The organism is Runella sp. MFBS21 (assembly GCF_029433105.1).
Taxonomy (GTDB): Bacteria; Bacteroidota; Bacteroidia; order Cytophagales; family Spirosomataceae; genus Runella.
This window is the reverse complement of record NZ_JARNTW010000019.1, coordinates 71050-84677: the sequence shown is the minus strand read 5'-3', so window position 1 is coordinate 84677 and position 13628 is coordinate 71050. Positions and strand designations below refer to the sequence as shown.

Annotated in this window: 10 protein-coding genes; 1 reads left to right on the top strand and 9 read right to left on the bottom strand. The window is 43.9% G+C overall.

Features of this window, described 5'->3' with window-relative positions:
* The first annotated feature begins 70 nt into the window (after positions 1-70).
* Positions 71-3034 (top strand): TonB-dependent receptor, encoded by a 2964-nt coding sequence (locus tag P1X15_RS25565; RefSeq protein ID WP_277340981.1) that lies wholly within the window; start codon positions 71-73, stop codon positions 3032-3034.
* A 93-nt stretch (positions 3035-3127) separates the two neighbouring features.
* Here the strand turns inward: P1X15_RS25565 and P1X15_RS25560 are convergent, their stop codons facing one another.
* The 9 genes from P1X15_RS25560 to P1X15_RS25520 form a co-directional block, all read right to left on the bottom strand.
* The gene (locus tag P1X15_RS25560; RefSeq protein ID WP_277340980.1) at positions 3128-4681 is read right to left on the bottom strand and encodes a right-handed parallel beta-helix repeat-containing protein; all 1554 of its coding nucleotides are present in this window, start codon (positions 4679-4681) and stop codon (positions 3128-3130) included.
* A gap of 31 nt (positions 4682-4712) precedes the next feature.
* A complete protein-coding gene (locus P1X15_RS25555; protein ID WP_277340979.1) occupies positions 4713-5180 on the bottom strand; it encodes a lipocalin family protein in 468 nt (155 codons plus the stop codon).
* Positions 5181-5201: 21 nt separating this feature from the next.
* Positions 5202-5801: a hypothetical protein gene (locus P1X15_RS25550; protein WP_277340978.1), complete on the bottom strand. Its 600-nt coding sequence runs from the start codon at positions 5799-5801 to the stop codon at positions 5202-5204.
* Positions 5802-5869: 68 nt separating this feature from the next.
* Positions 5870-6775: a hypothetical protein gene (locus tag P1X15_RS25545; RefSeq protein WP_277340977.1), complete on the bottom strand. Its 906-nt coding sequence runs from the start codon at positions 6773-6775 to the stop codon at positions 5870-5872.
* A 234-nt stretch (positions 6776-7009) separates the two neighbouring features.
* A complete protein-coding gene (locus P1X15_RS25540; protein ID WP_277340976.1) occupies positions 7010-8050 on the bottom strand; it encodes a hypothetical protein in 1041 nt (346 codons plus the stop codon).
* 29 nt (positions 8051-8079) lie between these two features.
* The gene (locus tag P1X15_RS25535; protein ID WP_277340975.1) at positions 8080-9447 is read right to left on the bottom strand and encodes a methyltransferase RsmF C-terminal domain-like protein; all 1368 of its coding nucleotides are present in this window, start codon (positions 9445-9447) and stop codon (positions 8080-8082) included.
* A 39-nt stretch (positions 9448-9486) separates the two neighbouring features.
* Positions 9487-10593 (bottom strand): glycosyltransferase family 1 protein, encoded by a 1107-nt coding sequence (locus P1X15_RS25530; protein ID WP_277340974.1) that lies wholly within the window; start codon positions 10591-10593, stop codon positions 9487-9489.
* The gene (locus tag P1X15_RS25525) at positions 10593-11438 is read right to left on the bottom strand and encodes an ion transporter (protein ID WP_277340973.1); all 846 of its coding nucleotides are present in this window, start codon (positions 11436-11438) and stop codon (positions 10593-10595) included. The genes P1X15_RS25530 and P1X15_RS25525 overlap by 1 nt, the downstream gene beginning before the upstream one ends.
* A 520-nt stretch (positions 11439-11958) precedes the next feature.
* The gene (locus P1X15_RS25520; RefSeq protein WP_277340972.1) at positions 11959-13593 is read right to left on the bottom strand and encodes an amidohydrolase; all 1635 of its coding nucleotides are present in this window, start codon (positions 13591-13593) and stop codon (positions 11959-11961) included.
* Positions 13594-13628: the final 35 nt, after the last annotated feature.

The window sequence follows — 13628 nt, the reverse complement described above, 5'->3', positions numbered from 1 at the left end:
TATTTTTAAATAAGCGAATATTACGCAATAATATTATCAACAAGTAAAACCAAAATCAATTTTTGCACCTATGATTAAAATATTACGTAACACCGTTATGTATGTAGCGGTGTGGTTGATGGGCGCAGTTTCGTTACTGGCTCAGACCACTATCTCAGGCAATATTACAGATGCTTCAACACGCGAAGGCTTGGTGGGAGTAAGCGTACAAGTGAAAGGAAAAGTAGTAGGAACTATTTCGGATTCTAAAGGGAATTTTTCAATCACAACAAGTACGCCAGCCCCTTTTACGCTCGTAATCACTTCGGTAGGCTTTGAAACCCAAGAAATTCAGATTGACAATAGCCGCTCTGACCTCAAAATATCCCTGAAGGAGCAAGCGCTGATGGGTCAAGAAGTAGTGGTATCGGCTTCTAGGGTAGAAGAGAGCGTGCTGAAATCTCCCGTATCGGTCGAAAAAATGGATATTCGGAGTATTCGCGAAACACCAGCGGCTAATTTCTATGATGCCATCCGCAACCTAAAAGGCGTAGAAGTAAGTACCCAATCGCTGAATTTTAGCTCAGTAAATACCCGTGGATTTTCGGGCAATGGAAACGTGCGAGTCGTACAGATGATTGACGGTATCGACAATCAAGCTCCGGGGCTTAATTTTGCCGTTGGAAACGTAGTTGGTATTTCGGAACTAGATTTGGAAAGCGTAGAATTGTTGCCTGGAGCGGCTTCGGCTTTGTATGGTCCCAATGCCATCAATGGACTGCTACTAATGAATAGTAAAAGTCCATTTTTGTACCAAGGGGCGAGTGCTTATGCCAAACTAGGTATGATGAGCGCTGATAACCGCTCTACTAAAACGACTCCTTTTTATGATGTAGCTTTCAGGTATGCCAAAGCCTTTAATAACAAGTTTGCATTCAAACTCAATGTAAGCTACCTTACCGCCCAAGATTGGCAAGTAAACGATTATCGTGATCAGAGTTTTAGAGGGACTACTCCCGCCACCGGTACTCGTGCCAATCCTGGCTATGACGGTGTAAACGTGTACGGAGATGAAAACTCAAGTGGAGCAGGACTAGCTAGTTTGAGACCTACTTTTACCCAATTGTTAGGTGTACCTGTGGCTACTCTCAATGCCATTAATCCTTCTCTGGCGCAATTGGTAGGAGGCGTGAATCAATTTGCGGGAGCTACAGGAATCCCTGCTAGTCAACTAATCAATGATATTTTGCTCCCTAATGTCGCCGTGTCGCGTACGGGCTACAATGAGTTTGATTTGGTAGATTATACCACCAAAAGTCTGAAGTTTAATGGCGCACTCCACTATCGTATCAATGACCGTGTAGAAGCAATCTTGCAAGCCAACTGGGGTACAGGCTCTACTGTTTATACTTCATCTGACCGCTACCAACTCAAAAATTTTAGTATGGGACTCTACAAAGCGGAGTTGAAAGGCTCTAATTTCTTTATTAGAGGCTACTTGACAGCCGAAAACTCAGGCGATACCTATGCCGCAGGACTTTTGGGAACCTATATCAATGAAGCCTGGAAACCTAGCTCGCCACCTGCCTCGGCTGGTTTAGCAGGATTGGCACAAGGATGGTATCCTCAGTATGCGCTTACCTATGCAGGTGGAGCTTTCCAAGCATTCGTGCCTGCATTTCAAGCGGCTTTGCAGGCGGGTCAAAACCCCCAAGCAGCTTACGCTTCGGCTTTAAATGCAGTCAATACCAACTCTCAGGCATTTCATAATGCCGCCCGTGGCGTAGCAGATAATGGAAGGGTATTGCCAGGTGACCCCCGTTTCAATCAGATAGCCGACCAAATCAAAGCCAATCCTATCCCGAATGGCGCCTTGTTTGTGGATCGTACCAAGTTGTATAGCTTAGAAGGTATGTACAACTTTAATAAACTCATTGACCCTAAAGTTTTGGAAATCATTGTAGGGGGAAATTATCGTAAATATGCCCTCAATTCAAACGGAACTTTGTTCTTGAAAAAATCGGACGGAAGTGAATATAGTATTAACGAATTTGGTGGGTATGCTCAGCTAAGCAAAAACATCAACGATGTATTGAAACTAACTGGTTCGCTACGCTACGATAAAAATCAAAATTTTGCAGGACAATGGAGCCCGCGTTTATCGGCTGTTTATACCGCCAATAAAGTACATAACTTCCGTGCTTCTTACCAGACAGGCTTCAGAATTCCGACCAACCAAAACCAATACATCAACCTCAATACCCCGGTCTCGCTCTTGATTGGAGGCTTGCCAGCTTTGTGGGAAAATTATAAATTGAAAGAAGGAGGTGGCTCTATCAATATTGCAACTGGACAACCTTGGAATTTTCCTGAATTTAAACCTGAACGCGCCCTAAGCTTTGAGCTAGGTTATAAGGGGATGATTGCCAAAAAATTGTTGGTAGATGTGTATTACTACAATACTACCCTCAAAAATTACATAGGTGGTGTACTTCTGCGTAATGCCGCGATTCCTCAAGTGGTTTCGATGTCTTCTAATTATACAGGTGATATCAAGACCCAAGGCTTTGGTATTGGCGCTGATTATTTGATGCCTCGCAACTTTACTGTTGGTTTCAATCTTTCAAACAATACCCTCAATGCTGGTGGTGTGAAAATGTTTAGTAGCGAGAAAAACGTCAATGTTCTCGACGACGGCTTCCAGGTAGGTTATAATACCCCCAAGTACCGTTATAATGTGACGTTGGGAAATCGTAACATCAAAAATTCAGGATGGGGCTTTAATGTGGTATGGCGGCATCAGTCAGAATTTAATTGGGCCGATATTCTTCTACCTGCTTTAGCACGTTTGCCACAAAACAATACTCAAATTGTTATTCCTGCTTTTGGTACTTTGGATGCACAAGTAAGCAAAAAACTATCGGGCTTAAAGTCAATACTAAAAGTGGGAGGTTCGAATATCTTGGGCAAGCAGTACACCACAGGCTGGGGTAACCCAACAGTAGGCGCGATGTACTATGTATCACTTACTTTTGACGAACTGCTCAATAAATAAAAAAATAGGCTTTCTAAGATTTTGACTCATGAAACCTTAGAAAGTCTATTGACTACACAAAAAAGAGACGCACATCGGCGTCTCTTTTCGTATCTAATTACCTCCTGTTCCTTTTGTCCCATTGGGTACCGTGGGAGGTGGTATAGTCAGTGAAGTACCATTGTTGGTTTGGTCGGCGCCAATATCCGTTTTACTCCCTCTTGCGCCACCGTCATAATCTTTTTCTACCAAACTACCCAAAACCTTACCCGCGCCAATACAAGGACTTGTGGATGATAAGTGATATTGAGAATCAAGCTTTGGATCAGCGTTGAGGCTGTTGCCGTCTAGTTTTGATTGGGTTTTCCAATTATTAAAACCTTCAAAAGTATCATAATCATCCTCATTTTTATCGATTCGAAATTGGAGCGTTCCCGAAGAACGATAATAATAGTTACTGCTAAAATCATTAGAACCTTCCACCTGTCCCCTTAGGCGGGCCATGTAGCCTTTGGCTGAGGCTGCTTGAACTATGATGTTGTTGATTACTTTCAAATCTTTGCATTTAGGGTATTTGTCGCCCGTAGGAGTGCCGTAGATTTCACCTCGTGCTACCATTAAAGCAGCACTTCCTGCATCGCTTGCTACATTGACAAGGGTATTGTTATAGACTTGCGCTCCCAAGGCGGCATACAATCCAATCCCTTCGCGTTTGGTATTGACGACGATATTGTTACGAATAATGATGTTGATACTTTCATAATAAGTAGGGTTAGTAGCAAGATTAAACCATTCATTGTCAGTGTCTAAATAGCCCGCTATAAGCCCTCCTTCGCCGCAATTCATCAAGAGGTTTTGTTCAAACACGCAATCTTTGGCACCTCCTTTGGCATAAAGGGCGTTGGTCGCAATATCATGAAAATAGCAATTACGGACAATCATCCGGTCGGCGTTGACATTGTCGATACCTTCGGCGTTTTGGGCGTCTTTATTGGCTGGCCCTACTCCTGATCGGTAGATTTCACAATTAAGGACTTGAATATCTTTACAGCCCGGCGTAATCTTGATACAATCGCGGCCTGTATCATGGATTTTACAATTCAAAATTTTGACATTCGAAATCCCTTTTCTTTTATCATAAGGTACGCTACGGTCGTCGTCCCAATTGCTTTCTAGTTTGATACCATAATAATACCCCCCGATGATTTCGAGATTTTCGAGGGTGATATTGGAAGTTCCTGGCTCCCTAAACCACAAACAGCTACTAATATCCTCTACGTTGGTAACGGCCTTGATGATAGCCCATTCGCCAGGGTAAGAATGCAAATAGATGTTTGAAGTTCTAAATTTTATTTCCTTGCTTTCATAGGTACCACCCCGTAAAATGATTTCAGCACTTTTGGCAGGGTCAATTTGGTCGATAGCCGCCTGTAAACTTTTGAATGGCTTGCTTTCTGAGCCGTCGTTGGAGTCGTTGCCGTTGGGCGATACGTATATTTTCCCACTCAACGACCCCGTGTTGCCATTGTTGCCCTGACAGCTCGGCGGCTCTTGGGGACAGCCACAGGCGGTAGGGTCGCTGTCGCATTCGTCGGTCACTACTTCTTCCTTCTTGCAGCTTGTCAGGATAACCCAAAAAAATAGCGCGGAAATGAGGGCGTTTTTCATACCATAATGAGGTTGAGAAAAGAGTCAAAAACTAAATTTTGGTATAAACAATGGTGAGAGATTTGAGCTTACTCCCCGCCACATTGTGTTCTTTGGGGTTGGAAGCATAATCAAACACCCAAATCATGGTATTGCCTTGAGTCTTTACATCATAAGTGGCGTCGGGGATGCCCTTCATCGTTACTTTTACTTTATTGCCAGACGCTGTGCATTTTCCGGCACCGTTGGTGGCTTCGATTGCCTTTTTGATCGCGCCACATTCATCTGGTACGGTGGTTATAAAACTCCCGTCGGCTTTGAATGTATAAGTGATGTTTTTGGTACAAGGCAAGGTTTTAATATGCTCTTGGAAGTCATCGCTGGTTTTTCCTGATAAGTCAGTAGAAGTCATACCTGTACGTTTCCATGTGCCTGTCATGTTGCTGGGAAGTTGGGCCGTAGCAATATGTGCTAAACCACAAAAAATCAGTATAGCCAAAAGACGATTCAAGGGTATCATTGTGTTTTTGGGGATTAAGAGTTATTCTTTTTGCCGTATTAAAGTCACGGTTACTATTTTACTAAATCGAGGGTCGGCGCTACTCCAATGACTAGTACCATTGGGAAGGCGATAGCTAAAATTGATAGGGAGGGTCATTTGGTCATTGTTCCAATGGGATTTTTCGGCGATGTTGACATAAAAATTGGGTACTTTGAGGGACTTTTTTTCATCTGCCGTAAAGTCCAAATCAAAATCATGAAAATCTTCGCGTTTTACGTTTCCCCATAGTTCGTAGGTTTCAGTGCCAAGTTTGCTGCTGACGATAGCTATGCCGTCAAAAGCTCTTTTGGCGCTGCTAGTCCCACGGCGGCGACGTTTTTGTCCTGCTTTTTCCCATCGCTCTTCAGAAGTCATTGGCACAAAAATCTCAAGGTTGATTTCTTTTTTTATGCCATCAGGATCGGTAAAGTTGCCGTGCCATTTGCCCACCAAAAGGGGGGCGTCACTGTCGCGGCTATAAGCCCAAGGACGTTGGTACAAATCCATCCAATAGCTTCCATAATACCCAATCACTGTTGCTACTACCGAAAAAGCAACCAATGCGATTAAAATCGTAAAACAACCGTATTTCTTTTTCATGTGCTCACCTATTTTTTTCTCAATATCTAGCAAATTGTTGAGTTATGGAGCATTATCATGATTTGAAGTTATTTTCCAGCGTTGTAGATACTCATAAGTAAGGCTTTACTGATGCGTTGGCCCGCTTTTTTGCCGATGTGTCCTTGCCCGTCTGAACTATCTATGCCATTGACATCAGAAGGGTCTGATGCGGTGTTGCGGTTTTCGGTGCAGATGCGCCATACATTGTTTTGCTGGCAAGTGCCATTATTGCTTTCTATTTCTTGCAAATCAAAAATGACATCGGTGCCCTTAAAAGTGTCTTTCATCCATTGACCTACTTTCATTTTGGCGGCGTTGCCTTCGAAAGAAGTTGTGGAATATACCAGAGGCGGCGTCACGTGTACAAAACGAAGATTGGGTGATTGTGCGCGAAGCGCATCTACAAAAGCTTTATATTCGGTTTTTACTTTTTCAGAATTATCGTCCATCACATCAGCATATCCAAACTTAAAAACCGCGATTTGGAGTAGGTCTTTATTGCGGGTAGCATTTTCCCGAAAGACCCTGATTTTTTCATAAGGATTACCATTGGCAATGCCTCCTACATCTACGAATATACCACCGCGTAGTCCTTTGTCTGTTTTGTCGCCAGGACCATAGTAGTCAAAAGCGAATCCATTGCTTTTGGCCCCTTCTTCTAAATCTTGCCCTACCGATTGATGTAAAAAAAGCGTGTTCCAGTTTTTGATACGATTTTTTTCATTGCTTGCAAGTTTGTCCCACGCATCAATCCCTGCCAAACCTACCACTCCGGGTTGGCCTTTTCCCAAAGCGGTATTGCCTGTAGTGCCGCCACAACTAGCGGGTGCTTGCGGACACCCACAGGCGGTAGGGTCACTACTACAGTCGTCGGTAGAAATATCTGCTTCTTTCTTGCATCCCTCTATGCCAAAAATGCCTAAGAAGAAGAGGATAAAAATTGTTTTTTTCATAGAATAAAGACGTTTTGACGGCTATTTTTTAGGTAAAAATTAAAAACAACACCAATGCTGCTAGCAGTACATACAAGAAACCTTGCCAGAGGTATTGGCGAGCAGCAGACTTTTTCATGATGATGATGGCTTGGTTGAAAGATGAACGAAGCTAAAACAAAGACATACTACTTCTGGACGCCATTGCGTAAATAGCGGAAATGAGTGAGTGAAATGCGGAAATCAAAAAGTGGCTTAGTGGTGAGCTTGGAGGAGCTTGTGCTCTATGGCTTCCCAAGTATAGGTGTGCAGGAAAGAGGGGGTGAATACAAATTGATTTTTGAGTCGTAACAAATCGTTGGCTATTTCGGCGACCTGTTTGGCATAATAACTCTCCATCACGTATCCGAGGTGATTTTGGGCGACAAAATCCGCGATTTTTATCTCAGCATTGATGATTACGGGCGTGCGGGCCTGAATGGCATCATAGATTTTGTTGGGACTAGCATTGAGGTTGTTGTCGTTGATAGGCTCATATAGCGACAATATATAGTCACATGCTGAGGCAAGTTGCATGGTTTCTTGCTGGGTTTTGACACCCCAAAAAGTGACCTGAGGGTGTTGGCTGAGTTGGCGGGTAGGCTCGTCATACACCCATCCTACCATCCAAATTTTGATAGTAGGAGAATAGTGAATTAAGTCATTTAATAAATTCGTTCCCCGTGTCACGCCCAATGAACCGCTGTAAAGTATCAAAAGCTCTGTGTCGGGAGCTGCTTTGGACTGTACGTCTGCAAAAGCATAGGGGAAATTTTCGACTACCCATGTTTTATTGTGAAATGCTTGGGGAACTAAGGTTTTACGGTTGTCGTCGGTGACGATGATAGCTTTTGGAAGACTATAAATAATGGATTGAAGAGAGCGTACCCATGCTTTGTTGGTTCTTAAAAAAATAGAATCGAAGATGTCGGCTACGACTTTAGAGCGACTCCACCATAAAAAAGGAAAGAAAATCAACAGCAATTGCTCATTGATGACATGAATGCTTGCCAGCCGATTTGAAAAGTAAAGTTTGATAAACGTAAAAAAATACCGAAAAAGGGTACTTGGTGATTTGTGGTGGCCTTGCACCAAATGAAAAGAGCGACAGTAAGGTTTGGCGAAAGCCTTAGAATCATCGCGGCCAATTCCCAAATAAACAATATCAAAAGAAGTAGCTAACGTCTTGATTTCTTTGTTGATACGGGTATCGGAGCCGTCGTTGATACAGAGATAAAGGAGTTTGGGTAAAGGCATTATCAAACGTTTTCAAGTAGGTGTGTTGATTATTCGGGAATTTCCATTCTGATGCGCCAATCTTTGGGTAAGTAGTTGTTGAAGCGATTGCCGAGGCTCTTCATCCAGCCTATTCCCAGTCCTTGATAAGTGGCAAGCAGCCAGCCTTTGGGAGCTTCTAAAGGAAAGTTTTCTTTTTTCAAAAACTGCAACGCTTCGCTCTCCGATAGCTCTATCTGTGGTATATCTTTGGATAGCTCAACACTCAATGCTAAAGCATGAGAAGGAATAAAATCTTTACCTTTAAACACGCCCATTTCTAAACCTAGACCCTTGGCAAATAGTACATTGTCAAGGATTTTGAGGTCTTCTAACTGACTATCGAGTATGGCAATGATTTCGTCGTTGGGTTTGATGAAAAAATGAAAATCATCGGGGCGAGCAAGCCACCGTTTTACTTCGGTGGTTTCGCGAGGAAGCAGTGCTTTAAAAGACCGAAAGCGATAATCGCGACCTTTTTTGGCGAAATATTTGGCTTCGGGGTCAAATACAGGTTCTTTTTTCTGAAACACACTAAAGAAAAAACCTTCTCCCTGGACCCGGTGCGGATAGCACTGATAGCCGTGGGTTTTGGCCCACACTCCCCACTCCGCAGGAAGTCTAATTTTCAACTCTTCAAATTCCCCTGTTTCTATCACAAACTGCGCATTTCCCTGATTTTCGGTATCATTGTAAGTACAAGTACAGTATACCAAAATTCCGCTCGATTTGAGCAAAGGAAGGGCCGCACTCAAGATTCTTTTCTGACGCCCCGCGCACATTTGTACATTGTCGGGCGACCACTCATTGATAGCGGCGGGGTCTTTACGAAAAAGCCCTTCGCCTGAGCAAGGAGCATCAATGACGATAATGTCGAAAAAGTCGTCTAATCCGTCTAAACTCTGTGGGTCGTGGTTGCTGACATGTACTTGTGGCAGTCCCCATTTTTGAATATTTTCTTTCAAAATCGCTACTCTACTTTTGATAACCTCATTGGCCAAAAGCAGGCTGTCAGGGTGCAAAAGCGAAGCCAAAAGCGTGGTTTTGCCGCCGGGAGCCGCGCACAAATCCAATACCCGTAAAGGCTGCGTAAGGTCAGCTACCTGCGCCAAGGCGTGCCCAATGAGCATCGAAGAAGCTTCTTGTACATAATAAGCCCCTGCATGAAAAAGCGGGTCGAGCGTAAAAACAGGGCGATTTTCTAAATATTGGCCTTCATTGCACCACAGAATAGGGTCTTCGAAAGGGGAAGCGGCTACTTTGGCGGTATTGTGGCGAATGCTCACAGGTGCCGCTTGCTGCAGAGCTGCTTCAAAAGCGTTGTATTCGCTGCCGAGCTGTGCCGAAAGAGTTTGTATGAATGATTGTGGAAAAGACAAAACAGTAATCGATTTTTGAATTTTAAAAAAATACCTTTCTCAGGTTAAGCTTTCGTAAAGTGCGGTCAGCTGAGTGGCGATGCGTTGGGCACCAAACTGCTGAATGTGCGCTTTACCATTGGCAATGAGCGTCTGGCGAAGGGTTTCGTTGGTCCAAAGTTGCGCTAATTTTTCGGATAAATCATTTTCGTCCAATGGATTAGCATAAATTGCCCCCTGACCGCCGGCTTCTTCAAGGCATGAACCTGTAGCCCCCAAAGTGGGAACTCCACTGTGCAGTGCCTCTACAATCGGAATACCAAAACCCTCAAAAAAAGAAGGATAAGCAAAAACACGTGCCGCTTGGTACAAGGCAGGTAAGTCCGAAAAAGGTACGTTATTAAGAATCTTGACCTTATTTTCTAAATGGTTTTTGGCGATAAAAGATTCGATTTCGGCTTGAAATTTGGTTTTTCCCCCCACCAAAATCAATTGGGCTTCTTGAAGGTTGGCTTGGGCAAATGCCTTGGTAAGTCGCAATTGATTTTTACGAGCTTCGAGGGTGCCCACACAAAGCACATAAGGGGTTGAAATATTATGTTTCAGAAGCACTTCTTGGGTCGAAACAATACGCTGAAAAGCTTGGTGGCAGTCTTGATAAATAACGCGGATTTTTTGGGGGGAGATGCCATAAAAATCCACAATATCGCGCTTGGTTTGCTCACTGACGGCCACAATGGAATCAGACTGCTCGCACGCTTTTTTGAACTTTTGGCGATAAAAAAAACGGTCGATAGCGGGATACAATTCTGGATAACGCAAAAAAATCAGGTCGTGAATCGTGACTACAGACCGAATCCCCACCTTACCCAACCCCGAGGGAAGCTCATTGCTTAGGCCATGAAAAAGCTGAACATGGTCTTTAGAAAGGGTTTTTGGGAGTCCGTAGCTTCGCCACCAAGCACCATATAGTTTGTTTTGGGAAGGAGGCAGGTGAAGGTCTTTTGTTGGAAAATCATCAAAAAAGCCTGCTTTGATTTTGGGCGTATAAGCCAAGCACTCGTGCTGTGGGGCAAAGGTTTGGAGGGCATTGAGCACAAAACGGCTGTAATTGCCCAATCCTGTACGGTTGTTGAAAGCTCTCTTGGCGTCGAATCCGATACGCATCAATCTTCTTTTTCAGATTTGTGAATGTGTTTTAGCGTTTGGGCATCTATCCATTCATTACAATGTGGGCAGCGAATGCCTTTTTTTCGCTTGGGGCGGCGAATCTGCTCAATAAAGCCCGAGGCGATGATACCCGTTGGCAATGCAAATAAGGCAATTCCGGCTATTAATACTATGCCTCCAAAAAATTTGCCCGCCGCCGTCACCGGATACATGTCGCCGTAGCCGGTAGTAGTCATCGTAATCACACCCCACCAAAGCGTAGCCGGAATGCTCTTGAATCGTTCGGGCTGAACGCTGTGTTCTAGATAATACATCACGCTTGATGAAATAAGCAGCGTAAAAATGATAAACGAAAAACAAAGGAGGAGTTCTTCTTTGTGTTCCACAATCACATCCCGAATGAGCTTGAGGGCATGGGCATAGCGCGTAACCCGAAAAAGCCGAAACAACCGAAAAACACGTAAAATCCGAATGATGCCAAACTCGGAAGAAAACAGGGTAAAGTAGAAAGGAAAAATGGCTAAAAAATCAATGATACCCCAAAATGAAAAAAGATAACGTAGCCGCCCACGCCAACCGTCTTTATAGCGGGGGTTTTCGGGACAAGACCAAATCCGAAGAAAGTACTCGATAGTAAAAATAAAAACGGAAAAAATCTCAAAGTCTTGAAAAAGAGAGTTGTAAAGAGGATGTTGGGCAAGTTCGGGTACGGTATGTAGGATGATAGCAAGGGAGTTCAGTACAATCACTGTCACTAACCCCACATTGATATACAGACTTAGGCCACGTCGCCCAATAGACGAAAATTCAAGCGTGCTATAAACGCGTTTACGAAAAGTCACGGTAGATACGATTTTATGCAAAAATACATATTAAGTAGTCATGCAAAAATAGATTAGATACGGTTTTGTATTTTAACCCCAAGCCTTTAGGCTGGGGCTAAAAATATGTGAAAATCACATGGCTTTAGCCCTGATTTTCAACACTTATATGAAAAATCAGGGCTAAAGCTCTTAAAACGTACTTATTATGTCTTGACCCCATCTAAAGACGGTTCGCTACCACGATATGGGGTTTCAGGAGGCTTAGAGTATATCAGCAATATAATTTTTGTTACTTCTGCTTAAGTACTTAAGTAAATATGTCAATTTGAAAATCATACAATACATAAGTTAAAAGTAGTAAACGGAAGAGAAAAGAACGAAAGGGGGTGTGTTGTATTCTGTAGGAACGTAATATTACGCTCCTATGGAGCTTGGAGGGTGACATTAATACTCTCCTACTACAAATATTGAGCCTCTCTGAGGCTAATTTTAGGCTATTTAACCTACTCGTACCCCTATTAAGTAGCGACCTTTAAACCTATTTCTGCTCAAATACTTTTTCGCCCCCTACAAATGTTTTCCAAACCTTGATGTCGCGAAGTTGGGCGGCGGGGGCAGTCATAAGGTCTTTTTCTAAGATGATAAAATCGGCGGCTTTGCCCACTTCGATGCTGCCAAGCTTATTTTCTTCAAAGTTGCCATAGGCGGCCCAAATCGTCATTCCACGCAGGGTTTGTTCGCGGCTGAGGGCACCTTCCATTTGGTAGCCGCCGCTTGGGAATCCCTTCGCATCTTGCCGATACACTGCCGAGTGAAACGTATAAAAAGGCGAGACTGCCTCTACCGGAAAATCGGTTCCAAAGGTGATTTTTCCATTTTGTTGAAAAAGTGCCTGAAAAGCGTACCCATTTTTTTCGCGTGCTTTGCCCAGCCTTTCTCCTGCCCAATACATATCGGAAGTAGCATGAGTAGGCTGTACCGATGGCAGTATATTGAAGTTACCAAAAGTAGGAACATCGGCAGCATCTACGATTTGGGCGTGTTCGATGCGCCAACGGCGGTCGTTTTTGCCTTTGAGGTATTTGGTATATAGATTGAGCATCAGGCGGTTGGCAGAGTCGCCGATGCAGTGGGTATTAGCCTGAAAATCACTATTGGCAATTTGCTTGATGTAATTTTCTAGTTCGGAAGGACTCATCAACAAAAATCCCGTCGTTTCGGGGGCGTCGGCGTAAGGTTGGAGCAAACACGCTCCCCGTGAGCCAAGCGCTCCATCAGCGTAGATTTTGAAAGAACGGACATTGAGGCGGTCGGTGACGTAAACACCTTTTTTCAACATCTTATCCACATTTTCTTGGCTGATACTCACCATCGGATAAAGTCGAATCTTGAGTTGGCCTTTTTTCTGCAAATCGTCGATGATGTCGATGAGTTCGGGCGATAGACCCGCATCTCCCACGTTGGTAAGACCATACGAAAAACAGACTTCTTGGGCTTTTAGCAAAATATTTTTGGTTTCTTCGGGAGTAGGTTGAGGATTGGCGGTGCGGGCAAGACGCATCGCATTGTCCACCAAAATCCCCGTAGGTTGGCCGTTGTGGAGGGGAATCGCCCCACCTTCTACTTTGGTAGCGGCGGTGATTTTGCCCAATTGCAAAGCTTTAGAATTGACCCAAGCTGCATGACCGTCGATACGGGTCAGATAGACAGGATTGTTGGGAAAAGCTTTATCGAGAATTTCTTTAGTTGGGAATTTTTTTACCGCCCAGTCGTTTTGGTCCCAGCCTCGCCCGATAATCCAAACGCGGTCGGGATGAGCGGCTTGGTATTTTTTGAGCCGTTCTACTACTTCTTCGGCCGATTGGGTATCTACCAAATCGGCTTGGTCGAGCATTTGGCCTAACCCATAAAAATGCGCGTGGGCATCGTACAATCCCGGATAGAGGGCTTTGCCTTCGGCATTGATGACCGAATCGACGGTATATTGGCTAAAAACCGTAGCTGAATCCCCCACAAGGGCAAATTTTCCGTCTTTGACGGCTAGTGCGGTAGCCTTCGAAAACGTGGAATCGACGGTGTAAATCGTGGCATTAAAAACTATAAAATCTGCCTTATTTTGGCCTGAACATGACGCTAAAAAGGCGGCGAATAGCGCGTAAAAGTAGTTTTTCATCGTGTCGGAATTAAATACTCGCTAAATCTACATTT

Coding starts and splice junctions, on each gene's coding strand:
- P1X15_RS25550 (WP_277340978.1), bottom strand. CDS start 5,801: ATGAAAAAGAAATACGGTTGTTTTACGATTTTAATCGCATTGGTTGCT.
- P1X15_RS25555 (WP_277340979.1), bottom strand. CDS start 5,180: ATGATACCCTTGAATCGTCTTTTGGCTATACTGATTTTTTGTGGTTTA.
- P1X15_RS25530 (WP_277340974.1), bottom strand. CDS start 10,593: ATGCGTATCGGATTCGACGCCAAGAGAGCTTTCAACAACCGTACAGGA.
- P1X15_RS25545 (WP_277340977.1), bottom strand. CDS start 6,775: ATGAAAAAAACAATTTTTATCCTCTTCTTCTTAGGCATTTTTGGCATA.
- P1X15_RS25540 (WP_277340976.1), bottom strand. CDS start 8,050: ATGCCTTTACCCAAACTCCTTTATCTCTGTATCAACGACGGCTCCGAT.
- P1X15_RS25565 (WP_277340981.1), top strand. CDS start 71: ATGATTAAAATATTACGTAACACCGTTATGTATGTAGCGGTGTGGTTG.
- P1X15_RS25520 (WP_277340972.1), bottom strand. CDS start 13,593: ATGAAAAACTACTTTTACGCGCTATTCGCCGCCTTTTTAGCGTCATGT.
- P1X15_RS25560 (WP_277340980.1), bottom strand. CDS start 4,681: ATGAAAAACGCCCTCATTTCCGCGCTATTTTTTTGGGTTATCCTGACA.